The organism is Sphingomonas sp. BRN-1R, assembly GCF_057748035.1.
This window is the reverse complement of record NZ_CM173236.1, coordinates 942,160-966,641: the sequence shown is the minus strand read 5'-3', so window position 1 is coordinate 966,641 and position 24,482 is coordinate 942,160. Positions and strand designations below refer to the sequence as shown.

General features: G+C 66.5%; 29 protein-coding genes and 1 tRNA gene. 7 read left to right on the top strand and 23 right to left on the bottom strand.

What is annotated here, in order from left to right; genetic code table 11:
* Positions 1 to 78 precede the first annotated feature (78 nt).
* From nuoI to AC3ANX_RS04315, 15 genes are all read right to left on the bottom strand, one after another.
* Positions 79 to 564: an NADH-quinone oxidoreductase subunit NuoI gene (gene nuoI / locus AC3ANX_RS04385; protein WP_488335814.1), complete on the bottom strand. Its 486-nt coding sequence runs from the start codon at positions 562 to 564 to the stop codon at positions 79 to 81.
* The gene (nuoH, locus tag AC3ANX_RS04380; RefSeq protein WP_488335813.1) at positions 561 to 1,613 is read right to left on the bottom strand and encodes an NADH-quinone oxidoreductase subunit NuoH; all 1,053 of its coding nucleotides are present in this window, start codon (positions 1,611 to 1,613) and stop codon (positions 561 to 563) included. The genes nuoI and nuoH overlap by 4 nt, the downstream gene beginning before the upstream one ends.
* A complete protein-coding gene (nuoG, locus tag AC3ANX_RS04375) occupies positions 1,610 to 3,610 on the bottom strand; it encodes an NADH-quinone oxidoreductase subunit NuoG (protein ID WP_488335812.1) in 2,001 nt (666 codons plus the stop codon). The genes nuoH and nuoG overlap by 4 nt, the downstream gene beginning before the upstream one ends.
* Complete coding sequence (gene nuoF, locus AC3ANX_RS04370; protein ID WP_488335811.1) at positions 3,610 to 4,914, bottom strand: NADH-quinone oxidoreductase subunit NuoF; 1,305 nt, start codon at positions 4,912 to 4,914, stop codon at positions 3,610 to 3,612. The genes nuoG and nuoF overlap by 1 nt, the downstream gene beginning before the upstream one ends.
* Entirely contained in the window at positions 4,914 to 5,087 is a 174-nt protein-coding gene (locus AC3ANX_RS04365) for a hypothetical protein (RefSeq protein ID WP_488335810.1), read from the bottom strand. Before AC3ANX_RS04365 ends, nuoF begins: the two co-directional genes overlap by 1 nt.
* Positions 5,084 to 5,755, bottom strand: coding sequence for a complex I 24 kDa subunit family protein (locus tag AC3ANX_RS04360; protein ID WP_488335809.1), 672 nt, complete (start codon positions 5,753 to 5,755; stop codon positions 5,084 to 5,086). The genes AC3ANX_RS04365 and AC3ANX_RS04360 overlap by 4 nt, the downstream gene beginning before the upstream one ends.
* Positions 5,755 to 6,060 (bottom strand): nuclear transport factor 2 family protein, encoded by a 306-nt coding sequence (locus AC3ANX_RS04355; RefSeq protein ID WP_488336879.1) that lies wholly within the window; start codon positions 6,058 to 6,060, stop codon positions 5,755 to 5,757. Before AC3ANX_RS04355 ends, AC3ANX_RS04360 begins: the two co-directional genes overlap by 1 nt.
* A 29-nt stretch (positions 6,061 to 6,089) precedes the next feature.
* Positions 6,090 to 7,325 (bottom strand): NADH-quinone oxidoreductase subunit D, encoded by a 1,236-nt coding sequence (locus tag AC3ANX_RS04350; RefSeq protein WP_488335808.1) that lies wholly within the window; start codon positions 7,323 to 7,325, stop codon positions 6,090 to 6,092.
* On the bottom strand, positions 7,322 to 8,149 hold the full coding sequence (locus AC3ANX_RS04345) for an NADH-quinone oxidoreductase subunit C (protein ID WP_488335807.1): 828 nt from the start codon (positions 8,147 to 8,149) through the stop codon (positions 7,322 to 7,324). Before AC3ANX_RS04345 ends, AC3ANX_RS04350 begins: the two co-directional genes overlap by 4 nt.
* On the bottom strand, positions 8,146 to 8,691 hold the full coding sequence (locus AC3ANX_RS04340) for a NuoB/complex I 20 kDa subunit family protein (RefSeq protein WP_488335806.1): 546 nt from the start codon (positions 8,689 to 8,691) through the stop codon (positions 8,146 to 8,148). The genes AC3ANX_RS04345 and AC3ANX_RS04340 overlap by 4 nt, the downstream gene beginning before the upstream one ends.
* Positions 8,682 to 9,068, bottom strand: a complete 387-nt coding sequence (gene ndhC / locus AC3ANX_RS04335; protein ID WP_488335805.1) for an NADH-quinone oxidoreductase subunit A — start codon at positions 9,066 to 9,068, stop codon at positions 8,682 to 8,684. The genes AC3ANX_RS04340 and ndhC overlap by 10 nt, the downstream gene beginning before the upstream one ends.
* A gap of 194 nt (positions 9,069 to 9,262) precedes the next feature.
* Positions 9,263 to 10,075, bottom strand: a complete 813-nt coding sequence (locus AC3ANX_RS04330) for an inositol monophosphatase family protein (protein ID WP_488335804.1) — start codon at positions 10,073 to 10,075, stop codon at positions 9,263 to 9,265.
* A 101-nt stretch (positions 10,076 to 10,176) separates the two neighbouring features.
* Positions 10,177 to 10,740 (bottom strand): elongation factor P, encoded by a 564-nt coding sequence (gene efp, locus AC3ANX_RS04325; protein WP_488335803.1) that lies wholly within the window; start codon positions 10,738 to 10,740, stop codon positions 10,177 to 10,179.
* A 42-nt stretch (positions 10,741 to 10,782) separates the two neighbouring features.
* Positions 10,783 to 11,391, bottom strand: a complete 609-nt coding sequence (locus AC3ANX_RS04320; protein ID WP_488335802.1) for a M23 family metallopeptidase — start codon at positions 11,389 to 11,391, stop codon at positions 10,783 to 10,785.
* A 1-nt stretch (position 11,392) separates the two neighbouring features.
* The gene (locus AC3ANX_RS04315) at positions 11,393 to 12,403 is read right to left on the bottom strand and encodes a L,D-transpeptidase family protein (protein ID WP_488335801.1); all 1,011 of its coding nucleotides are present in this window, start codon (positions 12,401 to 12,403) and stop codon (positions 11,393 to 11,395) included.
* A 163-nt stretch (positions 12,404 to 12,566) separates the two neighbouring features.
* Between AC3ANX_RS04315 and AC3ANX_RS04310 the strand changes: the two genes are divergently transcribed.
* Positions 12,567 to 12,803 (top strand): hypothetical protein, encoded by a 237-nt coding sequence (locus AC3ANX_RS04310; protein ID WP_488335800.1) that lies wholly within the window; start codon positions 12,567 to 12,569, stop codon positions 12,801 to 12,803.
* 14 nt (positions 12,804 to 12,817) lie between these two features.
* Here AC3ANX_RS04310 and thiE read toward each other — a convergent pair whose 3' ends face one another.
* From thiE to gap, 6 genes are all read right to left on the bottom strand, one after another.
* Positions 12,818 to 13,498: a thiamine phosphate synthase gene (gene thiE, locus AC3ANX_RS04305; protein ID WP_488335799.1), complete on the bottom strand. Its 681-nt coding sequence runs from the start codon at positions 13,496 to 13,498 to the stop codon at positions 12,818 to 12,820.
* 32 nt (positions 13,499 to 13,530) lie between these two features.
* On the bottom strand, positions 13,531 to 14,076 hold the full coding sequence (locus AC3ANX_RS04300; RefSeq protein WP_488335798.1) for a glutathione peroxidase: 546 nt from the start codon (positions 14,074 to 14,076) through the stop codon (positions 13,531 to 13,533).
* Positions 14,077 to 14,251: 175 nt separating this feature from the next.
* Positions 14,252 to 15,163: a fructose bisphosphate aldolase gene (locus AC3ANX_RS04295; protein ID WP_488335797.1), complete on the bottom strand. Its 912-nt coding sequence runs from the start codon at positions 15,161 to 15,163 to the stop codon at positions 14,252 to 14,254.
* 114 nt (positions 15,164 to 15,277) lie between these two features.
* The gene (locus AC3ANX_RS04290; protein ID WP_488335796.1) at positions 15,278 to 16,471 is read right to left on the bottom strand and encodes a phosphoglycerate kinase; all 1,194 of its coding nucleotides are present in this window, start codon (positions 16,469 to 16,471) and stop codon (positions 15,278 to 15,280) included.
* The gene (locus tag AC3ANX_RS04285; protein WP_488335795.1) at positions 16,471 to 16,956 is read right to left on the bottom strand and encodes an MOSC domain-containing protein; all 486 of its coding nucleotides are present in this window, start codon (positions 16,954 to 16,956) and stop codon (positions 16,471 to 16,473) included. Before AC3ANX_RS04285 ends, AC3ANX_RS04290 begins: the two co-directional genes overlap by 1 nt.
* A complete protein-coding gene (gene gap / locus AC3ANX_RS04280; protein WP_488335794.1) occupies positions 16,956 to 17,966 on the bottom strand; it encodes a type I glyceraldehyde-3-phosphate dehydrogenase in 1,011 nt (336 codons plus the stop codon). The genes AC3ANX_RS04285 and gap overlap by 1 nt, the downstream gene beginning before the upstream one ends.
* Before the next feature lie 170 nt (positions 17,967 to 18,136).
* Here gap and AC3ANX_RS04275 point away from each other — a divergent pair, with 170 nt between their 5' ends.
* The 4 genes from AC3ANX_RS04275 (at position 18,137) to AC3ANX_RS04260 (ending at position 19,679) form a co-directional block, all read left to right on the top strand.
* Positions 18,137 to 18,418: a hypothetical protein gene (locus AC3ANX_RS04275; protein WP_488335793.1), complete on the top strand. Its 282-nt coding sequence runs from the start codon at positions 18,137 to 18,139 to the stop codon at positions 18,416 to 18,418.
* On the top strand, positions 18,418 to 18,741 hold the full coding sequence (locus tag AC3ANX_RS04270) for a cell division protein ZapA (RefSeq protein ID WP_488335792.1): 324 nt from the start codon (positions 18,418 to 18,420) through the stop codon (positions 18,739 to 18,741). Before AC3ANX_RS04275 ends, AC3ANX_RS04270 begins: the two co-directional genes overlap by 1 nt.
* 192 nt (positions 18,742 to 18,933) lie before the next feature.
* The gene (locus tag AC3ANX_RS04265) at positions 18,934 to 19,476 is read left to right on the top strand and encodes a 5-formyltetrahydrofolate cyclo-ligase (RefSeq protein WP_488335791.1); all 543 of its coding nucleotides are present in this window, start codon (positions 18,934 to 18,936) and stop codon (positions 19,474 to 19,476) included.
* The gene (locus AC3ANX_RS04260) at positions 19,473 to 19,679 is read left to right on the top strand and encodes a DUF2842 domain-containing protein (RefSeq protein WP_488335790.1); all 207 of its coding nucleotides are present in this window, start codon (positions 19,473 to 19,475) and stop codon (positions 19,677 to 19,679) included. Before AC3ANX_RS04265 ends, AC3ANX_RS04260 begins: the two co-directional genes overlap by 4 nt.
* A 139-nt stretch (positions 19,680 to 19,818) precedes the next feature.
* Here the strand turns inward: AC3ANX_RS04260 and AC3ANX_RS04255 are convergent.
* Positions 19,819 to 19,895 (bottom strand) — tRNA-Asp (locus tag AC3ANX_RS04255).
* 70 nt (positions 19,896 to 19,965) lie between these two features.
* Positions 19,966 to 21,084 carry an AI-2E family transporter gene (locus AC3ANX_RS04250; protein WP_488336878.1) on the bottom strand — a complete coding sequence of 373 codons (1,119 nt, stop codon included), beginning with the start codon at positions 21,082 to 21,084 and terminating at the stop codon, positions 19,966 to 19,968.
* Positions 21,085 to 21,261: 177 nt separating this feature from the next.
* Between AC3ANX_RS04250 and AC3ANX_RS04245 the strand changes: the two genes are divergently transcribed.
* Together AC3ANX_RS04245 and AC3ANX_RS04240 are read left to right on the top strand one after the other, a co-directional pair.
* The gene (locus AC3ANX_RS04245) at positions 21,262 to 22,731 is read left to right on the top strand and encodes an FGGY family carbohydrate kinase (protein ID WP_488335789.1); all 1,470 of its coding nucleotides are present in this window, start codon (positions 21,262 to 21,264) and stop codon (positions 22,729 to 22,731) included.
* Positions 22,731 to 24,479 carry a chloride channel protein gene (locus AC3ANX_RS04240; protein ID WP_488335788.1) on the top strand — a complete coding sequence of 583 codons (1,749 nt, stop codon included), beginning with the start codon at positions 22,731 to 22,733 and terminating at the stop codon, positions 24,477 to 24,479. Before AC3ANX_RS04245 ends, AC3ANX_RS04240 begins: the two co-directional genes overlap by 1 nt.
* Positions 24,480 to 24,482: the final 3 nt, after the last annotated feature.

The window sequence follows — 24,482 nt, the reverse complement described above, 5'->3', positions numbered from 1 at the left end:
ATTGGGTGATGGCCGTCGCGCCTGTTGGCGTCTGGGCGTGCGCGCGCACGGACGGCGCGGAATCGATGTGGCTGCGCATTAACGATACGGCGCGTCGGCGGCAAGGTTCGCCGCGACTGCGCTCTCCCAGCGATCGCCGTTATCGAGCAGCTTCGCCTTGTCGTAGATCAGTTCCTCGCGCGTCTCGGTCGCGAATTCGAGGTTCGGACCCTCGACGATCGCATCCACCGGGCATGCTTCCTGGCAGAAACCGCAATAGATGCACTTGGTCATGTCGATGTCGTAGCGCGTGGTGCGGCGGCTGCCGTCGTCGCGCGGCTCGGCCTCGATCGTGATCGCCTGCGCGGGACAGATCGCCTCGCACAATTTGCACGCGATACAACGCTCCTCGCCGTTCGGATAGCGCCGCAACACATGCTCGCCGCGGAAGCGGGGCGACAGCGGGTTCTTTTCGAACGGATAGTTGATCGTCGCCTTCTCCTTGAAAAAATACTTCAAGGTTAGCGCGTGCGCCTTCACGAACTCCCAGAGCGTGTAGGTCTTGATGAAATGCCCGAGGCTCATGCCGGTACTCCAACCCGCACGAGCATCAGATAGCCCGAGACGAGGAAAACGAAGATCAGCGACAGCGGCAGGAAGATCTTCCAGCCCAGCCGCATCAACTGGTCGTAACGATAGCGCGGAACCGTCGCCTTCACCCAGCTGAACAGGAAGAAGAACGCCGCCATCTTGAGCAGCAGCCAGATGATGCCCGGCACCACATAGAGGAAGCCGATGTTGAGCGGCGGCAGATACCCGCCCCAGAACAACGTCGCGTTGAGCGCGCACATCAGGATGACGTTGGCATATTCGCCGAGCCAGAACAAAGCGAAGCTCATCGACGAATATTCGGTCTGATAGCCAGCGACGAGCTCGCTCTCCGCTTCGGTCAGATCGAACGGCGCACGCTGCGTCTCGGCGAGCGACGAGATGAAGAACACCACCGCCATCGGGAACAGCAACGGGTTGCACCAATGGCCGTTGAGAAAGCCGTAATAGCCCTTCTGATTCTCGACGATGTCACCAAGGTTGAAGCTGCCCGAATAGAGCACCACCGAGATCAGCACGAAGCCGATCGCGACTTCATAGCTCACCATCTGCGCGGCTGCGCGGATTGCCGAGTAGAAAGGATATTTCGAGTTGGACGACCAGCCCGCGAGGATGATCCCGTACACGCCGAGCGACGACGCCGCGAGCACGTAGAGCAACGCCACGTTGATGTTGGCGACCGACGCCTCCTTGGCGAACGGCACCACCGCCCACACGATCAGCGCCACGGTGAAGGTGATGATCGGCGCGAGCAGGAACAACGTCTTGTTCGCCGCGATCGGGATGATCGTCTCTTGCAGGAAGACCTTGAGGCCGTCCGCGAACGACTGGAGCAGACCGAACGGGCCGACCACGTTGGGGCCGCGACGCAGCGCCATCGACGCCCAGATCTTGCGATCGACGTAGATGATCATCGCGACCGCGAGCATCAGCGGCAGTGCGATGATGAGGATGTCGATCAGCGTGGCGACGAACCACGCGATGCCGAAATCCCAGCCGAAGCGATAGGTGAAAAACGAGGTCATTCCGCCGCCTCCGCGAAATCCTGGCCGTGCAGGATCTCGGCCGAGCAGCGCTGCATGGTCGGGCTGGCCCGGCAAATCGCGTTGGTCAAGTAGAAGTCCTTGATCGGATAAGCGACTTCGCCCGCCCCTGCCGCGTCGAGCGCGGGCGGATTCCAGCCGAAGGTCTTGAGGCCCAGCGTCGCGAGATCGGGCGTATCGACCGCCATCGCCGCGCGCAGCTCGTCGAGCGTGTCGAACGGCAGCGTGTAGCCGAGCACGGCTGACAAAGCGCGCAGGATTGTCCAGTCCTCGCGCGCATCGCCCGGCGGGAACACCGCGCGGTCGCCGCGCTGCACCCGGCCTTCGAGATTGACGTAGGTGCCCGACTTCTCCGCATAGCTCGCGCCAGGCAGCACAACGTCGGCAGCCGCCGCGCCCTTGTCGCCGTGGTGGCCGATATAGACCTTAAAGCTGCCGGCGAACTTGCTGAAATCCACCTCGTCCGCGCCGAGGAAGAACGCGAGCTTGGGGTTCGCCGCCGCGACATCGGCGATGCCGCCCTTCTGCGCGAAGCCGAGCATCAGCCCGCCGTTGCGCGAAGCCGCCGCGTGCAGCACGTTGTAGCCGTTCCAGCCCTCGCGCACGAGGTTGAGCGTCTTGGCGAGCGCCAGCGTCGCGCCGTGTCCGCCCTTCAAGGCCGCGCCGCCGACGATCACCATCGGCCGTGCCGCACCCTCGAACGCCGACAGAACCGTGTCGGGCAGCTTGCCGAGCAGCGACAGATCGTTGCCGAGCCACTCGACCTTGTAGGTCAGGTCGACTTCCGGCCCGATCGCGAAGACCTTCGCGCCCTTCTTGATCGCCTTGCGGATGCGCGTGTTCACCAGCGGCGCTTCCCAGCGCAGGTTGGTGCCGACCAGCAGGATCGCATCCGCCGTCTCGGTGCCCGCGATCGTCGTGTTGAACGTAACCGCGCCGAGGCTCGACGTGTCGTAATCCATGCCGGTCTGGCGGCCTTCGAGCAGGGTCGAGCCCATGCTCGTCACCAGCGCCTTGGCCGCAAACATCGTCTCGCAATCGAGCAGATCGCCGTGGATCGCCGCGACGCTCGCGCCCGCGTTCACCGCCTTGATCGCCGCGAACGCCTCGTCCCAGCTCACCGCGACCAGCTTGCCGTCACGCCGCACATACGGCCGGTCGAGCCGGCGCCGCACCAGGCCATCGACCGCATGGCGCGTCTTGTCCGACGCCCATTCCTCGTTGACGTCCTCGTTGATGACGGGGAGCGCGCGCAGCACCTGCCGCCCGCGCGCGTCGAGCCGGATGTTGGTGCCGACCGCGTCCATCACGTCGATCGCCAGCGTCTTGCGCAGCTCCCACGGGCGCGCCTCGAACGCATAGGGCTTCGAGGTGAGCGCACCGACCGGGCACAGATCGACCACGTTCCCCGACAGCTCGCTCGACACGGCATGTTCGAGGTAGGAGGTGATCTGCATGTTCTCGCCGCGATACACTGCGCCGATTTCCTCGACGCCGGCGACTTCCTCGGCGAACCGGATGCAGCGCGTGCATTGGATGCACCGCGTCATCACCGTCTTGACGATCGGCCCCATGTACTTCTCGGTCACGGCGCGCTTGTTCTCGTCGTAGCGCGAGTGGCCGCGCCCGTAGGCGAGGCTCTGGTCCTGCAAATCGCACTCGCCGCCCTGATCGCAGATCGGGCAGTCGAGCGGGTGATTGATGAGCAGGAACTCCATCACGCCTTCGCGCGCGTTCTTCACCATCGGAGAATTGGTGAAGATCTCCTGCTTGTCGGCGGCCGGCAGCGCGCACGACGCCTGCGGCTTGGGCGGCCCCGGCTTCACCTCGACCAGACACATCCGGCAATTGCCGGCAATGCTCAGCCGCTCGTGATAACAGAAGCGCGGGATTTCCTTGCCCGCGATCTCGCACGCCTGAAGCACGGTGGCACCCTGCGGCACCTCGACTTCGACGCCATCGACTTTGACTATCGGCATTATTCGGCAGCTTCCATCATCGGAGCCGCGCCGCCGCCGTTCTTGGCGAGGATGCGGCGCTCCATCTCGGGGCGGAAATGCTTGATGAGGCCTTGGATCGGCCACGCGGCGGCATCGCCGAGCGCGCAGATCGTGTGCCCCTCGACCTGTTTGGTCACCTGCTGGAGCGTGTCAATCTCGGAGATGTCGGCGTCGCCGGTGCGCATTCGCTCCATCACGCGCCACATCCAGCCGGTGCCCTCACGGCACGGCGTGCACTGGCCACAGCTCTCATGCTTGTAGAAGTAAGACAGCCGGCTGATCGCGCGGACAATGTCGGTCGACTTGTCCATCACGATGATCGCGGCCGTGCCGAGGCCCGAGCCGACCTTCTTCAGCCCGTCGAAGTCCATCGGACAGTCCATGATCTCGGCGGCCGGCACCAGCGGCACCGACGATCCACCCGGAATCACCGCGAGCAGATTGTCCCAGCCGCCGCGAATGCCGCCGCAATGTTCGTCGATCAACTGGCGGAACGGGATGCTCATCGCTTCTTCGACCACGCAAGGGCGGTTCACATGGCCGCTGATCTGGAACAGCTTGGTGCCCTTGTTGCCCTCGGCGCCAAAGCTCGAGAACCACGCCGCGCCGCGCCGCAGGATCGTCGGGGCGACCGCGATCGACTCGACGTTATTGACCGTCGTCGGGCATCCATAGAGCCCCGCACCCGCCGGGAACGGCGGCTTGAGGCGCGGCTGGCCCTTCTTGCCTTCGAGGCTTTCGAGCATCGCGGTTTCTTCGCCGCAGATGTACGCGCCCGCACCACGGTGGACGAACACGTCAAAATCATAGCCCGAGCCGCTGGCGTTCTTGCCGATCAGACCCTTGTCGTACGCCTCGGCCACGGCTGCGAACAGCACCTCGGCCTCGCGGATATATTCGCCGCGGATGTAGATGTAGGCGGCGCGCGCGCGCATCGCATAGCCAGCGATCAGCGCGCCCTCGATCAGCTTGTGCGGATCGTGGCGAATGATTTCGCGGTCCTTGCACGAGCCCGGCTCGGATTCATCGGCGTTGATGACGAGGAAGCTCGGCCGGCCGTCCTTCGATTCCTTGGGCATGAAGCTCCACTTCATGCCCGTCGGGAAGCCCGCCCCACCGCGTCCGCGCAGGCCCGACGCCTTGATGATGTCGATGATGGCATCCTGCCCCAGCGCCATCAGATCCTTGGTGTTGTCCCAATCGCCGCGCATGATCGCGGCATCCAGGTTCCACGGCTGGAAGCCATAGACGTTGGTGAAGATCCGGTCCTTGTCGGCGAGCATCAGAACCGCCCCCCCTTGTTCTTCGAAAGCGCGAGATACAGGATCACGCCGAGCGCGATCACGACGATCGGTCCAAGCAGCGCGAAGGTCAGCTTCAAAATCCAGCCGAGCACGACGATCCCGCCGATGATGGTGAGGATCGTGACGATCAGATTCTTGTCACGCGCGCTCACGATGCCCACTCCGCGCGGTAATCGTGGTTCTCGTCGACCATCGCCTTAAGGTTGGTCGGGCCGCCGATCGCACAGCTGTCGCGGCGACCGGTCTGCGAGCCCGGCGTCACCGGCTTGCCCTCCGCAAGCGCCTCCAGGAGCGCGGTGGTCTTGTCGTAATCGAGATCCTCGAAATTGTCGTCGTTGATCTGGACCATCGGCGCGTTGGCGCACGCACCCAGACACTCGACCTCGGTCAGCGTGAACAGGCCGTCCGGGGTGGTATGCCCCTTCGACAGGCCCTTGTTCTTGCACGCCGCCAGCACGTCGTCCGACCCACCGAGCAGGCACGGCGTCGTGCCGCACACCTGCACATGATATTTGCCGACCGGTGCCAGGTTGAACATCGTGTAGAACGTGGCGACCTCGTACACGCGCATGTACGGCACGCCGATCTGGCGCGCGACGAACTCGATCACCGGGACCGGAAGCCAGCCCTGCGTGCCCGTATCCGCACCGACCTGACGCTGAGCGAGATCAAGGAACGGGATCGACGCCGACTGCTCGCGGCCCTTGGGATAACGTCCGAGGATCTCGTCCGCCTTCGCCTGGTTCTCGGCCGTCCACGCGAACGCGCCCCAGCGCGCGCGGGTCTCGGCTTCGTCGGGGATCTTGGGGGCGTCGGCCATTAGCGGATGAACTCCACGCGGTCGACCTTGTCGCCCACGAACGAATAGATGGACATGACTTCGAACGTCTCGCCGCCTGTGCTACGTGACACATCCTCATGCAGCACGACGGTCTCGCCGAGCACGAACGACTGGCGGATCTCCGCACGATTTTCAGGATATTGCGCGAACATGGCCTTCAGGCCCGAGCGCACGCCTTCCTTGCCCTCGCGCACCACCGCGCCGCGATACGTCGCCTCGCACGCGGTGTCGGTCATATGCTCGACATAGCCGTCTGCATCCTGCGCATTGTACAGCGCGATCATGCGATGCGTAATTTCGAGCCGGTTCGCGCTCACCGGTCGCACTCCCCGAACACGATATCCATCGCACCGAGGATGGCGGTGGTGTCGGCGAGCATATGCCCCTTCGACATGAAGTCCGCGGCCTGAAGATGCGAGAACGCGGTCGGGCGGATCTTGCAGCGATACGGCTTGTTGGTGCCGTCCGCGACCAGATACACGCCGAACTCACCCTTGGGGCTCTCGGTCGCGACATAGACGTCGCCCGCGGGTACGTGGAAGCCTTCGGTGTAGAGCTTGAAGTGGTGAATCAGCGCTTCCATCGAGCGCTTCATCTCGCCGCGCTTGGGCGGCACCACCTTGCGATCGAGACTGGCGATCGGCCCTTCGGGCATGTCGCGCAGACACTGCTTCATGATCCGCATCGACTGGCGGACTTCCTCGACGCGCACCATGAAACGATCATAGCAGTCGCCGCGCGTGCCGACCGGCACCTCGAAGTCCATCCTGTCGTACACATCATAGGGCTGCGACTTGCGCAGATCCCACGCCAGCCCAGAGCCACGGATCATCGGGCCGGAGAAGCCCCATCTGATCGCGTCCTCGCGGCTCACCACCGCGATATCGACGTTGCGCTGCTTGAAAATACGGTTGTCGGCGACGAGGCTGATCGCATCCTCGAACAGGCGCGGCACGCGCGTGTCGAGCCACTCGGCCAGATCGGCGAGCAGCTTGACCGGCAGATCCTGATGCACGCCGCCCGGACGGAAATAGGCCGCATGCATGCGCGCACCCGAGGCCCGCTCATAGAAGTTCATGCAGTCTTCGCGGATCTCGAACAGCCACAGGTTCGGCGTCATCGCGCCGACGTCCATGATGTGCGACCCGAGGTTGAGCATGTGGTTCGAGATGCGCGTCAGCTCGGCGAGCAGCACGCGGATGTACTGCGCGCGGATCGGCACTTCGAGGTCGAGCAACTTCTCGACCGCGAGCACATAGCTATGCTCCATGCACAGCGGCGAGCAGTAATCGAGCCGGTCGAAATACGGCAGCGCCTGCATGTAGGTCTTGTATTCGATCAGCTTCTCGGTGCCGCGATGGAGCAGGCCGACGTGCGGATCGACGCGCTCGATGATCTCGCCGTCGAGTTCGAGCACGAGGCGCAACACGCCGTGCGCCGCCGGATGCTGCGGGCCGAAGTTGATCGTGTAGTTCTGGATGTCGATATCGCCGACCGACGGGCTCTCCGCGTCGACGACGCCTTCGACCTTTTCGAGATAGTCGCTCATAGATTCTGTCCCTTGCCGGGAGTCGGAACCACGTCGGGGTCGCCCGGCTTCGGCTTGGCGTCAGGCTCCGCCTTGCCCGCGCCGGTCTGCGCCGGCGTCTCCGTCACCTTGGTCTCGGTCGGCGCGACCTTGGCGGTCTGCGCGGCGTCGGCCTTCTGGATCGTATCGGCGGTGAGCGGCGTCGGCGCGCCCTTCGCCTCGGGCAGAGCCGCCTTCTCGTCGCCGGGAAGGATGTATTCGGCGCCCTCCCACGGGCTCATGAAGTCGAAATTGCGGAAATCCTGCGCGAGCCGCACGGGCTCGTACACGACGCGCTTAGCCTCTTCCGAATAGCGCAGCTCGACATAGCCGGTGAGTGGGAAGTCCTTGCGCTGCGGATGGCCGCGAAAGCCGTAATCGGTGAGGATGCGGCGCAGATCGGCGTTGCCCGAGAACAGCACGCCGTACATGTCGTACACCTCGCGCTCGAGCCAGCCCGCGACCGGCCAGATGCCCGTCACCGACGGCACCGGCTTTTCCTCGTCGGTCCGCACATGCACGCGGATGCGGTGGTTGCGCGTCAGCGAGAGCAGGCAATAGACCACCTCGAACCGCTCGATACCCCGATCGGGATAGTCGACGCCGGCGATCTCCATGAGCTGCTGATATTCTAGGCCCGGCGTGTCGCGCAAAGCGAGCATCGTCTCGACCAGGCTGTCGCGCGCGACATGCAGCGCGACCTCGCCGACCAGCTCGGTCGCGAGATCGAGCCTGGACCCGAGCGCAGCGGTCGCCGCGTCGATCACGCCGTCATTGACGGCATACGCAGGAGCAGGCGCCCTCACCGTTCCACCGTTCCCGAGCGGCGAATCTTCCGCTGCAACTGCATGATCCCGTACAGCAACGCCTCGGCGGTCGGCGGGCAGCCCGGCACATAGATGTCGACCGGAACAACGCGGTCGCATCCGCGCACTACCGAATAGCTGTAGTGATAATAGCCGCCGCCATTGGCGCACGAACCCATCGAGATGACGTATTTCGGCTCGCTCATCTGGTCGTACACACGACGCAGCGCCGGGGCCATCTTGTTGCAGAGCGTGCCCGCGACGATCATCACGTCCGACTGGCGCGGGCTGGCGCGCGGCGCGGCGCCGAAACGCTCGAGATCATAGCGCGGCATGTTGACGTGGATCATCTCGACCGCGCAGCACGCGAGCCCGAACGTCATCCACCACAGCGAACCGGTCCGCGCCCACTGGAACAGCTCCTCGGTCGAGGTGACGAGGAAGCCCTTGTCGGTCAGTTCGCCGTTGAGCCCGTCGAAAAAGCTCTGATCGGGCGGCACCACGGAGCCACCGCTCGCGGGTTGCGTGAGTTCTACTCCCATTCGAGAGCTCCCTTCTTCCAGGCATAGACGAGGCCGAGCGCGAGTTCGCCGATGAACACCATCATCGCGAGCCACGCCGTCCAGCTCGCCCAGCCGCCGAATTTGAAGACGCTGACCGCCCACGGATAAATGAACGCCGCCTCCAGATCGAACACGATGAACAGGATGGCGACGAGGTAGAAGCGCACGTCGAACTGGGCGCGCGGATCTTCGAAGGCGGGGAAACCGCATTCATATTCGCTGAGCTTTTCAGGGCTTGGCTTGTGCGTCCCGGTCAGCCGCCCGACGATGATGGGCAGCACGACGAACGCGGTGGACAGTGCCAGCGCCACGCCAAGGAACAGCAGGATCGGCAGATATTGCAGCGGATCGAACAATGGGGTTCTCGCAAGTGCGAAGTGGATGCCTTGGGCTTTAGGCCGATGGTCCGCGCCGGGCAAGGGTCGAGCGCCTGAGAATGAATCGCAACTTAACGGAAATCAGCCACTTTTCGCGTAAAAACAGCAAGGTCCGCCCCGGCCGTTCGGCTGAGGCGGACCCGATTTCCAGCGAGAGCGATCGCCCGCGCGGATCAGCGCAAGGCGCCGGCGATCAGCTTGTGGAGGCGCGACTGGAGCGCATCGTTGGCGGCGAGGAACTCGTTGCGCTCCATCATCTTGTCGCCACCGCGAAAATCGCTGACGAAACCGCCCGCTTCCTTGACGAGCAGCAGCCCGGCCGCGACGTCCCACGGTTTGAGGCTCGACTCCCAATATCCATCGAACCGCCCGGCCGCGACCCAGGCAAGATCGAGCGCGGCCGAACCGAGCCGGCGGATCCCCGCAACTTCGGGCGCGACCGCACCGAAGATACGGCTCCACTGGACGAAATCGCCGTGGCCGAGGAACGGGATGCCCGTCGCGATCACCGAGTCGGCAAGATCACGCCGCGCCGACACGCGCAGCCGCTGTTCCTGCACCCAGGCGCCGCGCCCCTTCTCCGCCCAGAAACTCTCGTCGGTGAGCGGCTGATAGACGATCCCCGACGTCACCTCGCGCTTGCCGTTGGCGAGCGGCTCCTCGACCGCGATCGAGATCGAGAAGTGCGGAATGCCGTGGAGGAAGTTTGTGGTGCCGTCGAGCGGATCGACGATGAAGCGCGGCTTGGACGGATCGCCCGCGATCTCGCCGCGCTCCTCCATCAGGAAACCCCAGTCGGGGCGCGCCTTGCTCAACTCCTCGTAGATCGTCTGCTCGGCGCGCTGATCCGCCATCGAAACGAAATCGGCCGGCCCCTTGCGGCTGACCTGGAGGTGCTGGACCTCGTTGAAGTCACGACGCAGCCGCGGCGCGGCCTTGCGTGCGGCGCGGTCCATGACGGTGAGGAGGCCGGAATGGGATGGCATGGTGGTTCCTTTAACAACGCGACGCGGGCAAAGCCCGCGTCGTCGGCCGAACTGCGTTCGCCGGCCGAGCGGCAGCTTGGCGGATAGCTACGCTATCCGACTCAATCTGCTCGCTTCACATACGTCTGCTCGTAAACGTCGACGACGATCCGCGTGCCCGCGCCGATGTGCGGCGGCACCATCACGCGCACGCCGTTGTCGAGCACGGCGGGCTTGTAGCTGGACGAGGCGGTCTGCCCCTTCACCACGGCGTCGGCCTCGACGATGGTCGCTTCGATCTGCGCGGGCAGCTCAACCGAGATCGGGCGTTCGTCGTACAGTTCCATCACCACGTCCATGCCGTCCTGAAGGAAAGCCGCCGCATCGCCGAGGATGCCGGCGTCGAGCGTGATCTGCTCGTAATTGTCCTTGTCCATGAAGGTCAGCGCGTCGCCGTCGCGGAACAGGAACTGGAAGTCCTTGGTGTCGAGCCGGATGCGCTCCACCGTTTCCGCCGAGCGGAAGCGGACGTTGTTCTTGCGGCCGTCGATGAGGTTCTTCATCTCGACCTGCATATACGCGCCGCCCTTGCCGGGCTGGGTGTGCTGAATCTTGACGGCTTTCCAGATGCCGCCTTCATATTCGATGATATTGCCGGGACGAATGTCCACGCCGCTGATCTTCATGCGATGTACCTGTGGAAAGAGCGAAGGCTGCGGCCTTTAGCTCTAAGGTGTCGATCCGGCAACCCGCCGCCCGGTGAGATAGGGAAACGGGTCGATATCCGTGCCCTCGTACCAATGCTGCTGCGGTGTGGTGCGCGTGAGCCCGAAATGGAGATGGTAGTTGCCAGCCCCCGCATCGCCGGTATCGCCGACATAGCCGAGCGGATCGCCGGTGCGCACCGCCTGCCCCTCGTGCAGCCCCGCCGCGTAGCCCGACAGGTGCGCGTAATAATATGTCCAGCCGCGCGCCGGCGAGCGCACGTAGATGGTGGTGCCGCCCGCCTTGCTGTCGAACAGTTTCTCGACTGTGCCGGGGGCCGCGGCGGTGACGAGGGTTCCCGCCGCCGCCATGATGTCGGTGCCGTGATGCCCGCGCACGCCGCCTTCACGCGGGTCGCCCCAGCTATCGGCAATCGCCTCCCGCCGCACGCCGGCGACCGGCACCGCAAGCAGTCCGCGCGCGGGCGGCGACGCTTCCGACACGACCTCGACCGTCGCCGGACCCGGCGTCGCCGCGGGCCGGTGCGGCGCGTCGGGCAGGTTGAGCAGCGCCAGCCACCCCGCCGCCACCAGCGCCACCAACAGGATTACGGCCAGCCACAGCGTCCGCATCTTATTCCTGGAAGATGGCCGGCGTACCGGGCTTGATCATCAGCGACAGACGCGCCGCATTCCAGTTGGCGAGGCGGATGCAGCCGTGGCTCTCGGTGCGACCGATCGTCGACGGCTCGGGCGTGCCGTGGATGCCGTAATGCTCCTTGGACAGATCGAGCCAGATCACGCCCACCGGTCCGTTCGGCCCCGGCGGCAGGGTGGCGGCCTTCTCGCCCTTCTTGGCATCCCAGAACAGCTTGGGGTTGTAGTGGAACGGCGGATTGTATGACGGTCCGAGGATCTTCCACGTACCGATCGGCAATGGATCGTGCGTGCTGCCCATCGTGGCTTGGAATTGCGCGATCAGCTTACCGTTCGCGTCGAGCACGCGCAGCACCGAGTCCGACTTGTCGACCACCACCTTCGCGCCCTGCGGCTGTTGTGAATCCACGTTGAGGTCGCTCAGCGTCTGGCGCCATTTCTCGGGCAGCTTCGCATCGTAGTTTCGCGCGGTGGCGAGCGCGTTGGGCACGGTGATCTTCACACCGGGTGCGAGCTTGGTGTCGCCGCTGTTGAGCGCGACCAGCACGGCGGGCGTGGTGTGGAACATCTCCCCCATCTTCTCCATCGCGTTGCGATAGCCGAGTTGAGGCAGCTTCGCCTGCAAGGCGGGCTTCTTGGGGAGCGGGTTGGTGAACGGCCCGGACAGGATCTCGCGCGTGAGCGTCACGCTCTGCGTCGCGGTGATGTTCTGATAGTGCTGGAGCGCCGCGACGGTCGGCTTGTCGAGCGTGCCGTTCACCGTGAGCCCACGCGATTCCTGAAAGCCCTTCAGCGCCGCTGTCAGCGACATGCCGGTCTTGCCGTCGAGCACACCCGGCGAAAAGCCGAGATGATCGAGGATGACCTGTACGTGGAGGACCTTCTGGTCGACCGCGACGGGAGCGCTTGGCGCGGCGGCGGAGGCCGCCACCGGACCGACCGAGGCAAGCGCCAGACAGGCGGCAAGCAGCTTCGTTTCTCTCGTCATCTCAGCATCCTGAATAGCCTTCATGCCATCAACGATGAACTCCGCGCTTGTTTCCGCCCCGCAACGGTCGTTGATCGAAGTCATGCACTGCGGCCCACAAACGGAACTGTCCGGCCAAGGATGACGTTTCGATGACATGGAAGAGGGCGAGAGCAGGTACGAGGTGGTTTTCGCGCTCGACTCGCTTGCTTCTGCCACGCCACGCGCGGCATTCCGCTGGTCCTGGGTCAAGATCCGCGCGGATGGCGCGGTGGCGGTACGCGGGCGGATCTACGATACGCTTCGCGACGCGCTGGACGCCGCCGCCGAATATCGGCGCAGCCATGGCGGCGGTCAGATCAAGGTCAATATCCAGGAGAGCCGCCGCCACGACGCGCAGGACGCGGTGTACCTCGACTGAAGCGGGTCGTGCGTTCAGCCGAGGACCGACGCGAACGCCTTCACGCCTGTCGCCTCGTCACCGTTCCACACCGCGCCCGACACCGCGAGGAAATCGGCGCCCGCCGCAACCAGCGGCGCGGCATTGGCGGGCGTGATGCCGCCGATCGCGACACACGGCAGCTCGAACATCGTCGCCCACCAGCTCAGCAGCACCGGGTCGGCATGATGCTTCACCGCCTTCGTGGTGGTCGGGTAGAAGGCGCCGAACGCGACGTAATCGGCCCCCGCCTCGCCCGCTTCCATCGCGAGGTGGCGGCTGTCGTGACACGTCACGCCGATCTGCACGCCCGGCCCGAGCACGCGGCGCGCCTCCTCCGCATCGCCGTCCTCCTGCCCCAGATGCACGCCATCCGCACCGATCCGCTTGGCGAGCGCGATGCTGTCGTTGACGATGAAGGCGACCTCGCGATCCGCGCAAATCCGCAACAGCGGCTCGGCGAGCCGCGCCGCTTCGTGCTGGTCGATGTCCTTGACGCGGAACTGGAACGCCGCGACCGGCCCGGAGTCGAGCGCGCGCGCCAATCGATCCGCGAAGCCGCCGGTCACGTCGAGCGGCGAGATCAGGTAAAGCTGGCAGGGCGGCCGGCGGTCGTCGCGGCGGAACTGCCGCGCGAAGTCGGGGTCGAGCGGGCCGAGCGGATCGTCTTCTGTCATGCGGTCGCCCTAGCGCGGTTCGCGCGTGCGCGCTACTTCGCGAGCTCCGCCTCAATCGCGGCGACGAGCGCGGGATCGTCCGGCGTGACAGAAGGCGCGAACCGGCCCGCGACGCTGCCGTCGCGCGCGAGGAGGAACTTCTCGAAATTCCACAGCAGCTCGGGCGCCTCGGTCGGCTGCATGCCATAGCCGCGCAGCCGGTCGCGGAAGCTGCCGTCATCGCCCGTCGCACTCGGCTGGCCGGCGATCAGCGCCGCGTAGAGCGGATGCTTGCCCGGGCCGGTGACGACCACCTTGGAGAACATCGGAAAATCGACGTCGTAGCTGGTCTTGCAGAAATCCGCGATCTCCGCATCGCCACCGGGCTCCTGCCCGCCGAAATCATTGGCCGGAAAGCCCAGCACCTTGAAACCACGCTCGCGATACTGCCGGTACAGCCCCTCCAGCGCCTCATATTGCGGGGTCAGACCGCATTTCGAGGCGACGTTGACGACGAGCAGCACGTCGCCGGCATATTCGGCAAGGCTGGTGTGGCGACCATCGATCGCCTTGACCGGGGTATCGAGCAGGGTCGTCATTGCCGTTCTCCGTCAGATATCGGCATTCTCTAGCGTGCGCGCCGGACCGGGCCAAGCGCGTTCCCGGCGCACCTCGCAAACCCGTCACCCCAGCGCACGCTGGGGTCTGCCTGTGTGGACACGAAACGCCCGTCCCACGAAGACCCCAGCTTTCGCTGGGGTGACGATTTGGTCCTTACGCCGCCACCGGCTGCGCGACCTTGTCCACCGACGCCTGATAGATCTCGTCGATCGCCGAGGCGAGCGCCGCATCGAACGCGTCGTCGCTCATCTGGTGGCGCAGGTCGGACAGCAACGCACGGCTGAAGCTGGCGATCATGCCGCGATTCTTGGCGAGTTCCGCACAGGCTTCGCTGCGCGAATAGCCGCCCGACAGCGCGACGACGCGCAGCACGCGCGGATGATCGACCAGCGCGTCGTACAGCCCCGCCTTTTCGGGCAACGACAGCTTGAGCATAACTTTGTCGTCGCCCGGCATCGCGTCGAGCGCCTTGAGCAATTCGTCGACGAGGATCACCTCGGCTCGCCCACGCTCCGGGCTCTTGATGTTGAGCTCGGGCTCCAGGATCGGCATCAGCCCGCCCGCGATCACCTGCTGGCCGATCTCGAACTGCTGCTTGACGATCGCGGCGATGCCCTCGCGGTTGGCGAGGTTGACCACCGAGCGCTCCTTGGTGCCGAACACGCCGAGTGCCTTGGACCGGGCGAGCAGCGCATCGAGATCGGGCATCGGCTTCATCAGCTGCACGCCGTTCGCCTCCGCCTCGAGGCCCTTGTCGATCTTGATGAAGGGCACCACGCCGCGTGCGATCAGCGCGGCCGGGGCAGTCTTGCCGTCGACCTGCCCGTCCATCGTCCGCTCGAACAGGATCGCGCCGATCACCTTGTCGCCGGTGAAGCTCGGTGCGGTGATGATGCGGCTGCGCATGTCGTGGATCAGCGCGTACATCTCCTCATCGCCCGAATACGACCCCTCCGCGATGCCATAGCCGGCGAGCGCCTTGGGCGTGGAGCCGCCACTCTGGTCGAGCGCGGCGATGAAGCCCTGGCCGGCGGCGATCTTGGCGGTCATCTCGGCGGTGTTCATGCTGGCTCCATTCCCTGTTCGTGTTGCGGCGCAACGTAGCTTGGCGGACGCGTCCGGACAATCGCCGACACGCGGATTTCCGCCGTTTTCGTGGCGATGACGATGGTATCGCTATCAGCGTGCCAGTGCGGCGACGCCGGGCAGTTCCTTCCCTTCCATCCATTCGAGGAACGCGCCACCGGCGGTCGAGACGAAGGTGAAATCGTCGCCCGCGCCCGCCTGATTGAGCGCGGCGACGGTATCGCCGCCGCCCGCCACCGACACGAGCGAGCCGCCCACCGTCAGCGCCGCCGCCGTCCTGGCGAGCGCGACCGTGGCGGCATCGAACGGCGTCGTCTCGAATGCGCCAAGCGGGCCGTTCCACACCAGGGTCTTGCAGGTCTTGAGTACGTCGGCGAGCGCCTCGACCGCCGAGGGGCCGACGTCGAGGATCATCTCATCGGCGGCGACCTCATGGACGTTGCAGGTGCGTAAGCTCGGCGGGTTGGGTGCGAACTCCTTTGAGACGACCACATCATACGGCAGGTGGATCGTGCAGTTCGCCCCCTCGGCGGTGCTGAAAATCTCCTCGGCAGTGCCGACCAGATCATGCTCGCACAGCGACTTGCCGACATCCACGCCCCGCGCGGCGAGGAAGGTGTTGGCCATGCCGCCGCCGATGATGAGGTGATCGACCTGAGTGACGAGATGCTTGAGCACGTCGAGCTTGGACGACACCTTCGCGCCACCGACCACGGCCGCGACCGGATGCTCAGGCGTACCGAGCGCCTTGTCGAGCGCATCGAGTTCCGCCTCCATCGCCCGCCCGGCAAAGGCTGGCAGCGCATGCGCGAGCCCCTCGGTCGAGGCATGGGCGCGGTGCGCGGCGGAGAAGGCATCGTTGACGTAGAGGTCGCCGAGCTTCGCCATCATCGCGACTGTCTCGGCGTCGTTCTTCTCCTCGCCCGCGAAGAAGCGCGTGTTCTCGATCACCGCAATGTCGCCCGGCTGGAGCGTGGCGACCGCGTCTTCCGCGCCGTCCCAATCGATGAAGCGCACCGGGCGGCCGAGCACCTGCGAATAGGGCTTCACCACCATCGCCAGCGACATGTCCGGGTTGCGCTGCCCCTTGGGACGACCAAAGTGGGCGAGAACGAGGACGATCGCTTGCTTGTCAGCCAGTTCGCCGACCGTCGCAACGGTGGCGCGCAGCCGGGTATCGTCGGTGACGGCGCCGTCCGCCATCGGCACGTTGAGATCCTCGCGGACCAGCACGCGCTTGCCGGCGACATCGCCCATATCGTCGAGCGTCTTGAAGTTCCGAGCCATTATCGCACCACCTCGATTGTGTCGCCTATCCTGATCCTGCCGCCCGCCACGACGCGGGCGCAGACGCCGCCGCGCCAATCGGGCAGCAGCGCCGCCTTCAACCCTTCGGCGAGCGCTTCCATCCGCTCGCACGGATCGGTCTCGCGTGTGATTTCCAGCAGCACGTCCGCGCCGATCCGCAAGCGCACGCCCGGCACCTGCGGGAGATCGAGGCCGTCGACCAGCAGGTTCGAACGCCGCTCGATCCAATCGAAACTATGCCCGACCTCGGCCATCGCCGCCGCCCAGTCGCCGCGTTCGATCAGCGTGACCTGCCGCTTGTACGGCTTGCCTTTCATCGCGCCGCGAAAATCGCCAGCGATGCCGCCTTCGAGCGTCACGACCGCCTCCTCGATCGGCTCCATCGGTGCCTTGGGAAAGCCGTGGCGCGCGATGCCGGCAAGCACGCCGGTCGCCCCGACGACGGCCGGGGCGACGCGCGTCATCAGATGAACTTCGCCATCGCGCCCGCAGTGTCGATCATGCGGTTGGAGAAGCCCCATTCGTTGTCGTACCAGCTCACCACGCGCACCAGCTTGCCGTCGAGCACAGCGGTTTCGAGGCTGTCGATGGTCGAGGAATAGGGCGTGTGAACAATGTCGATCGACACCAGCGGCTCGTCCGAGAAGGCAAGGATGCCGGCGAGCGGACCGCTTTCCGAGGCGGTCTTGAGGATCTGGTTGATCTCCTCGACGCTGGTGTCGCGCTTGGGGGTGAAGGTCAGGTCGATCAGGCTGCCGTCGGGCGTGGGTACGCGGATCGCCGAACCGTCGAGCTTGCCCTTCAGCTCGGGCAGCACCTCGCCCACCGCGCGCGCAGCACCGGTGGTGGTGGGGATCATCGACATGGCGGCGGCGCGGGCGCGGCGCAGATCGGGGTGGATCTGGTCGAGGATCTTCTGGTCGTTGGTGTAGGCGTGCACCGTGGTCATCAGTCCGCGCTCGATGCCGACCGTGTCGTTCAGCACCTTGGCGACCGGCGCGAGGCAGTTGGTGGTGCACGATGCGTTCGAAACGATCGTGTGCTCGGCGGTCAGCTTGTCGGCGTTGACGCCGAACACGACGGTCAGATCGACGTTCTTGCCCGGCGCCGAGATCAGCACCTTCTTCGCGCCCGCGTCGAGATGCTTCTGGCAGCTCGTGCGATCGGTGAAGAAGCCGGTGCATTCGAGCACGATGTCGACGCCCAGCTCGGCGTGCGGCAGGTTGACGGGATCACGCTCGGCGGTGACGCGGATGTGCTTGCCGTCGATGACGATGTCGTTGCCCTGCGCCTCGACCGTGCCGGGATATTTGCCGTGGACGCTGTCGCGGCTGAACAGCCACGCGTTCGACTTGGCGTCGGCGAGATCGTTGATCGCGACCAGTTCGAGACCGGTGTCGGCACGTTCCATCAGCGCGCGTGCCACGAGGCGGCCGATCCGCCCGAAACCGTTGATCGCAACCTTAACCGTCATAGCAAGCGCTCCTCGTCGCCAGGGAGGCGGAGGCGTCCTGCCAATGCAGCAGGCTGTCGCGCCCGATTCCCGTGTTTCGCGGCGGTCTTTGCGGTGGGCGGAGGCTGGCGTCAACCGGCGCGAGTCAAATCAAATATTGTCGGACAGCACATCCATGCTATCGCCGCGCCATGGCAGATGAAACGTCCCCTGCCGCGATCGACCGCATCGAACGCGCCATCGTCCGCATCGAAGCCGCGGTTCTGAACCGCGAACGCGCAAGCGCCGCGCTCGCCGAGCGCCACGAGGTGCTGCGCGCGCGGATCGAGGATGCGATCCGCGATCTCGACGCGGTGATCGCCGGGCAGGACAGCACCGACGGCGATAGCACCGACGACGATGGCGACGACGGAGCTGGCGGCGACGACGAAGGCACCGGCGGCGACGGCCCCGTCCCGCACGAGGGCGATTGATGGCGGAGGTTTCGCTCGTCATCGGTGGCCGCAGCCACGTCGTCGCCTGCCGCGCCGGCGAGGAGGCGCGGCTGCTTGAGCTTGGCGCCATGCTCGACGCGCGCTGGAACGACGCGAGCCGCGCCTCCGGCGGGCTGAGCGGAGAGCGCACGATGCTGTTCGTCGCGCTGATGCTGGCCGATTCGCTCGACGAGGCCGGGCGCCGCCCGGCCGCGGTGCCGGCGGCACCGATCGCGCCAGCGGAAGCGGGTCCGCTCGACCAGGTCGCCGAATGGCTGGAGGAGCTTGCCGATGCCCTTGAGAATCTGCCCGTCCACGCCTAGATTGGCTGGTGGCGGGCACTGCCCGGTACGAGCCTTATCGATTATCCCTGAGGCGATTAAACTTCCTAGGGGGTTGTCCCTGCGCTGGCCCTGGCCTGTCGTACATGATCCCCACCTGATGCTTACGGCGTCAGAGGATATTCAGGCAAACGGCCACGGCGGTCCCGCCACCCCCCGTCCGGTTTGCGCGTGATGCTCGACAAAGGCGCCCTCCGCGCCCGCATGCGCGCCGCGCGCGACGCCTTCTTCGCGGCCTCGCCGCCGCCGATCCGGGCGAACGAGGCATTCACCGCGCTGCTCGGCCATGCCGCCACCGTCGCCTCCTACATACCCGTCGGCAGCGAGGCCGACCCGATGTGGCTCGCGCGCGCCGCCGTGGAGCGCGGCTGCGCGATCGTGCTGCCGCACGTCACCCGCCGCACCGAGCCGATGCGGTTCCTCGCATGGGATGCCGAGGATGATCTCATCCCCGGTCCGTTCGGGCTGCACCAGCCGCACCACGCCGCGCCCGCCCTCGCCCCCGATCTGGTGCTGACGCCGCTGGTCGCGTTCGATGCGGCGCTCAACCGGCTCGGACAGGGGGCCGGCTATTACGACCGCGCGTTCGCGGAATTTCCGAACGCGGTGCGAATCGGCGTGGCGTGGAGCGTGCAGCAGGTCGATTCGCTTGCCCTCGACCCTTGGGACATGCCGCTCCACGCGATCGCCACCGAAACGGAATGGATCACACCATGACTCCAAGCTGGCGCAAACCGTTCGGCATGTTCGCCATCCTCGGGCTGATCGCGGTGTGGGTGGTGCTGGTGACGAGCCTCTCGGGCGTCGTGGGGCGGTGGCACCCGCTGTTGCAGCTTGGGTTCTACCTCGTGACCGGAATCGTATGGATCGCGCCGCTCAAGCCGCTGCTGGGCTGGATGGAGACCGGCCGATGGCGGTAGCGGCGCGTCCGTCCAGCCGTCGCGCCGAGCGTACCAGACCCGCGGCCTGACCCTGCCCTTCGCGTTCGCTCGCGGCGACCGTGCGACGATGTTTCGATGAAGAACCGCTGCATCGCCATCCCCTGTTAAATCAAGGGGATGGCGCGAGTGACGGGGCTCGAACCCGCGACCTCCGGCGTGACAGGCCGGCGCTCTAACCAACTGAGCTACACCCGCTTGGAAAGCGTGAGGCGCGCCAACTAGGCCGGGGGTTCGAGCCTGTCAACGACTTTCCAAAACTTTCTTCTCAACCCTCGTTTTTGGGTGCCGGCGCACCCGCCATCGCGCCGTGTTCGAACAGGAAACCGGCGATGTCCGGCTTGCCGATCGCGCCCAGCACGGTTTGCAGGATGATGAGCAGCGGCACCGCCAGCAGCGCGCCCGGCGTGCCCCACACCCAGCTCCAGAAGCTGATCGAGATGAGGATCAGGATCGGGTTGATCGTCAGCCGCCGCCCGACGATCAGCGGCGTGATCGCATTCGCCTCGACCAGATGGCAGCACAGCATCAGGATGCCGGGGAACAGCGCCGCCCACAGATCGCGGAACGTCATCAGCCCGCCCAGCGCCAGCAGCAGCGCCGCCGCGATCGGCCCGAAATACGGCACATAATTAAGCAAGGCGACGATGCCGCCCCACATCAACGGGTAAGGCATGCCCATCACGTAGAGCACGCCCGACACGACCAGACCGAGCATGAGGTTGATGACCGTGATCGTGCCGAGATAGGCGGCGGTATCGTCGACGACGTGCTGGATCACGCGCGCGGTCGCCATCGCGCCGCCGAAGCTGGTGCGGCTGGTGATGGTGCGCCGCCGCAGCCGCGTCCAGCCGGCGAGGAAGAAGTAGATCACGAGGATGCCGAAGAACACTTGCACGATCGCCGTCGGCGCGGTGGTGGCGGCGAGTTCGAGGATCGAACTGGGCGGCGCCACGGCGGAGGTCTGCGCCGCCTTGACCGGCCCGGGCGTCGCGAGATGCCGCACCGCGCGGTTGAGATATTTCTCCAGGCTCGAATACAGGTCGATCAGCGGGGCGATATTCATCTGGATGCGGTCGATCCGCTCGGGCAGCTTGCGGAAGAACTCGACCGCCGGCACCACGATCGCCGCCAGGGCGATATTGGCGGCAAGGAGGAACAGCAGGATGCACGCCAGCGCCGCCACCGCCGAAGGCACGCGGTGCCGTTCCAGCCACTCCAGCACCGGCACCAGCGCCACCGCGATCACCAGGGCGGCGGTGGTCGGCAGGAAGAACTCCGCCCCCGCTTTCAGCGCGAACGGCATCGACAGGGCGAGACCGATACCCGCGAACAGCGTCAGCGTGGCGAGGATGCGGTCGCGCCGCATCGCCAGCACCAGCATCATCTCGTCGGGATCGGCGGCGGCCGGGATCGCCGGGAAAGCGCCAACCGGCAGCGGCGGCACACGCACCTCGGCCTTCCGCGTAGCTCCGCCCGTTTCGTCCACCCGCAACCCTCCTGTACCGACGCCCGGAAACCCTAGCGGCATTCCCCCTGCTTGCAATCGGCGCTACGGGACGAAATGGCCGATTTGATCCTCGTCCTCGATGAAGGCACCACATCCACGCGCGCGATCGCCTTCGCGCCCGACGGCACCGTCGCGGCGAGCGAATCGGTCGAGCTGCGCCAGCACTATCCCGCGCCCGGCCTGGTCGAGCATGACGCCGCCGAAATCTGGGACAAGACGCTCGCCTGTGCCCGTGCGGTGGTGGAGCGGGTCGGCGGGGCGGATCGGATCGCCGCGATCGGCATCACCAACCAGCGCGAGACCCTGGTGTTCTGGGACCGGACCACCGGCGTGCCGCTCGCCCCCGCGATCGTCTGGCAGGACCGGCGCACAGCCGCCGAGTGCCGCGCGCTGAAAGACGCCGGGCATGAGCCGGGGGTGCAGGCGATTTCCGGGCTTCTGCTCGATCCCTATTTCTCCGGTTCGAAGATCGGCTGGGCGATGCGCAACTGGCCGCAGCTTGCGCAAGCGGGCGACCGGCTCGCGATCGGCACGGTCGAGAGCTGGCTGGTGTGGAAGCTGACCGGCGGCGAACATATCACCGACGCCACCAACGCCAGCCGCACCGCGCTGATGTCGATCGGCAGCGGTCACTGGGACGATGGTCTGGTCGAGCTGTTCGGCGCGCCCCGCGCCGCCTTGCCGCGCATCGTCGATTGCACGGGCGAGTTCGGACGCACCACGCTGCTCGGCGGGTCGATCCCGATCTGCGGGCTGGCGGGGGATCAGCAGGCCGCGTCGATCGGCCAGACCTGCTTCGCACGCGGCGACACCAAGGCGACGCTCGGCACCGGCGCGTTCATCCTCACCCATGCGGGCGCGACCCCGCCGGTATCGCGCCACCGCCTGCTCTCGACGGTCGCGTGGCAGATCGGCGGGCGGCGCGCCTATGCGCTGGAAGGCGCGATCTTCGTCGCGGGCAGCCTGATCCAGTGGCTGCGCGACGAATGGCATCTGATCGGCACGGCGGCGGAGACCGAGGCGATGGCGCGCAGTGTGCCCGACGCGGGCGGCGCATATCTCGTGCCGGCGCTCTCCGGTCTCGGCGCGCCGTGGTGGGAGCCGGAGGCGCGCGCGGCGCTGTCAGGCCTCAGCTTCGCGACGACGCGCGCGCACATCGTGCGCGCCGCGCTCGAAGCGATGGCGCATCAGGTCCACGACCTCAAGACCGCCTTCGCCGCCGATGGCGCGCCGTGGAAGACGCTTCGCCTCGACGGTGGCATGGCCGCCAACGCCTGGATCGCGCAGGACATGGCCGACATCGTCGATGTGTGCGTGGAGCGCCCTGCCCTCACCGAGACCACCGCGCTCGGCGCGGCGATGCTCGCCGGGGTCGGCTGCGGGCTGTTCGCAGATCTCAAGGCGGCGAGCGTCATGCGCGGCAGCGTCGATGCGTTCGCGCCGGACATGGCGGCGGATGCCCGCGAGGCGCGGCTGGCGGGCTGGCGACGCGCGGTCGACGGCGTCGTCGCCGCCGCACGCTGATGTCGCTGCGGCTCCGCCTCGTCCGCCCGGTCAACTGGCTGCGGCGGCGGCTGCGCGCGAGCGAGGCGGCGTTCATCCTGCTCGCGATCGGCATCGGCGGTGCTGCGGGCGCGCTCAGCGTCGTCCAGGGTGCGATCGCGCGGACGATGCAGCACTGGTTCTTCGCATTGCCCGGCGTCGAGCGGCTCAGCGCGCAGGAAAACATGCCGCTCGCCGCGCTGATCGTGCTGCCGATCGGCGGCGCGGTGCTCGCCGCCTTCACGCTCGCGACCCGCGCCCGCAAGCGCGCGCTGGTCGATACGGTCGAGGCGAACGCGCTGCACGGCGGGCGAATGGGCATCGCCGACAGCCTCGTCATCTCCGGGCAGACGATCCTCTCCAACGGCTTCGGCGCATCGGTCGGGCTGGAGGCCGCCTATGCGCAACTCGGCGGCGCGGTGGCCTCGCTGACCGGCGGGCTGCTCAACCTGCGCCGGCCCGATCTGCGCAACCTCGTCGGCGCGGGCGCGGGCGCCGCCATCGCCGCCGCGTTCGGCGCGCCGCTGGCGGGCGCCTTCTACGCGTTCGAGATCGTGATCGGCGCCTATACGCCTTCCGCGATCGCGCCGGTCGCCGCCGCCGCGCTGTCGGCGGTGCTGGTCTCGCAGACGCTCGGCGCGCAACCCTATGTGGTCGAGGCAGCGTCGGGCGTGGCGATCGAGACGCACCATTACCTCGCGTATGCCGCGCTTGGCGCGGTGTGCGCGGGGCTGGGCATCGTGCTGATGCGCTCGGTCGCGCTGCTCGAACAGGGCGTGCGGCGCGTGCGCATCCCGGACTGGGCGCGCCCCGCAATCGGCGGTGCGCTGCTCGTGCCGATCGCGATGGTGTCGCCGCAGGTGCTGTCGGCCGGCCACGGCGCGCTCCACAACGATCTGGTGGCGGGCGTCTCGATCCAGTTCATCGCGACCGTGTTCGTGCTCAAGTGCCTCGCGTCGATCATCTCGCTGGGCTTCGGGTTCCGCGGCGGGCTGTTCTTCGCCTCGCTGTTCCTCGGCACGCTGGCAGGCACGCTGTTCGCCAATGCGCTGACGATGGTGGCGGGCTTCACCATCGTCGATCCGCATAACGCCGCGATCGTCGGCATGGCGGCGCTGGGCGTGGCGGTGATCGGCGGACCGATGACGATGGCGATGCTGGTGCTGGAGGCGACTCACGATTTCGGGCTGACCGGCGCGGCGATCGCCGCCAGCCTCGTCTCCTCCACCATCGTGCGCGAACTGTTCGGTTATTCCTTCTCGACGTGGCGGCTCCACCTGCGCGGCGAGACGATCAAGAGCGCGCGCGACGTCGGCTGGGTCAAGACGCTCACCGCCGGTCGCATGATGCGCGGCGAAACGCGCGAGACGCCGACCGCCACCACCATCGCCGAGTTCCGCCGTCGCTTCCCGCTAGGCTCGGCAAGCAAGGTGGTGCTGATCGACACCAACGCGCATTACGCCGGCATCGTGCGCACCAGCGACGCCTATGCCGAGACGCTCGATCCCGCCGCCTGCGTCGCCTGCGTGGCGGTCAACACCGATGCCGCGATCAAGCCCGACATGGACATCAAGCAGGTGATGACCGCCTTCGACGCGAGCGGCGCGGACGAACTCGCGGTGCTCGCGGCGGACCGCACGGTGCTGGGCGTATTGTCCGAAACCTATGTGCGGCGGCGCTATGCGGAGGAACTGGAGAAGGCGCAGCGCGACCTGTTCGGGGAACGCTGAGGC

Excerpts from the sequence above, each read along its gene's own strand:
- nuoI (WP_488335814.1), bottom strand. The coding sequence starts at position 564 with ATGAGCCTCGGGCATTTCATCAAGACCTACACGCTCTGGGAGTTCGTG.
- nuoH (WP_488335813.1), bottom strand. The coding sequence starts at position 1,613 with ATGACCTCGTTTTTCACCTATCGCTTCGGCTGGGATTTCGGCATCGCG.
- nuoG (WP_488335812.1), bottom strand. The coding sequence starts at position 3,610 with ATGCCGATAGTCAAAGTCGATGGCGTCGAAGTCGAGGTGCCGCAGGGT.
- nuoF (WP_488335811.1), bottom strand. The coding sequence starts at position 4,914 with ATGCTCGCCGACAAGGACCGGATCTTCACCAACGTCTATGGCTTCCAG.
- AC3ANX_RS04360 (WP_488335809.1), bottom strand. The coding sequence starts at position 5,755 with ATGGCCGACGCCCCCAAGATCCCCGACGAAGCCGAGACCCGCGCGCGC.
- AC3ANX_RS04355 (WP_488336879.1), bottom strand. The coding sequence starts at position 6,060 with ATGATCGCGCTGTACAATGCGCAGGATGCAGACGGCTATGTCGAGCAT.
- AC3ANX_RS04350 (WP_488335808.1), bottom strand. The coding sequence starts at position 7,325 with ATGAGCGACTATCTCGAAAAGGTCGAAGGCGTCGTCGACGCGGAGAGC.
- AC3ANX_RS04340 (WP_488335806.1), bottom strand. The coding sequence starts at position 8,691 with ATGGGAGTAGAACTCACGCAACCCGCGAGCGGTGGCTCCGTGGTGCCG.
- AC3ANX_RS04330 (WP_488335804.1), bottom strand. The coding sequence starts at position 10,075 with ATGCCATCCCATTCCGGCCTCCTCACCGTCATGGACCGCGCCGCACGC.
- efp (WP_488335803.1), bottom strand. The coding sequence starts at position 10,740 with ATGAAGATCAGCGGCGTGGACATTCGTCCCGGCAATATCATCGAATAT.
- AC3ANX_RS04320 (WP_488335802.1), bottom strand. The coding sequence starts at position 11,391 with ATGCGGACGCTGTGGCTGGCCGTAATCCTGTTGGTGGCGCTGGTGGCG.
- AC3ANX_RS04315 (WP_488335801.1), bottom strand. The coding sequence starts at position 12,403 with ATGACGAGAGAAACGAAGCTGCTTGCCGCCTGTCTGGCGCTTGCCTCG.
- thiE (WP_488335799.1), bottom strand. The coding sequence starts at position 13,498 with ATGACAGAAGACGATCCGCTCGGCCCGCTCGACCCCGACTTCGCGCGG.
- AC3ANX_RS04300 (WP_488335798.1), bottom strand. The coding sequence starts at position 14,076 with ATGACGACCCTGCTCGATACCCCGGTCAAGGCGATCGATGGTCGCCAC.
- AC3ANX_RS04295 (WP_488335797.1), bottom strand. The coding sequence starts at position 15,163 with ATGAACACCGCCGAGATGACCGCCAAGATCGCCGCCGGCCAGGGCTTC.
- AC3ANX_RS04290 (WP_488335796.1), bottom strand. The coding sequence starts at position 16,471 with ATGGCTCGGAACTTCAAGACGCTCGACGATATGGGCGATGTCGCCGGC.
- AC3ANX_RS04285 (WP_488335795.1), bottom strand. The coding sequence starts at position 16,956 with ATGACGCGCGTCGCCCCGGCCGTCGTCGGGGCGACCGGCGTGCTTGCC.
- gap (WP_488335794.1), bottom strand. The coding sequence starts at position 17,966 with ATGACGGTTAAGGTTGCGATCAACGGTTTCGGGCGGATCGGCCGCCTC.
- AC3ANX_RS04275 (WP_488335793.1), top strand. The coding sequence starts at position 18,137 with ATGGCAGATGAAACGTCCCCTGCCGCGATCGACCGCATCGAACGCGCC.
- AC3ANX_RS04270 (WP_488335792.1), top strand. The coding sequence starts at position 18,418 with ATGGCGGAGGTTTCGCTCGTCATCGGTGGCCGCAGCCACGTCGTCGCC.
- AC3ANX_RS04265 (WP_488335791.1), top strand. The coding sequence starts at position 18,934 with ATGCTCGACAAAGGCGCCCTCCGCGCCCGCATGCGCGCCGCGCGCGAC.
- AC3ANX_RS04260 (WP_488335790.1), top strand. The coding sequence starts at position 19,473 with ATGACTCCAAGCTGGCGCAAACCGTTCGGCATGTTCGCCATCCTCGGG.
- AC3ANX_RS04250 (WP_488336878.1), bottom strand. The coding sequence starts at position 21,084 with ATGATGCTGGTGCTGGCGATGCGGCGCGACCGCATCCTCGCCACGCTG.
- AC3ANX_RS04245 (WP_488335789.1), top strand. The coding sequence starts at position 21,262 with ATGGCCGATTTGATCCTCGTCCTCGATGAAGGCACCACATCCACGCGC.
- AC3ANX_RS04240 (WP_488335788.1), top strand. The coding sequence starts at position 22,731 with ATGTCGCTGCGGCTCCGCCTCGTCCGCCCGGTCAACTGGCTGCGGCGG.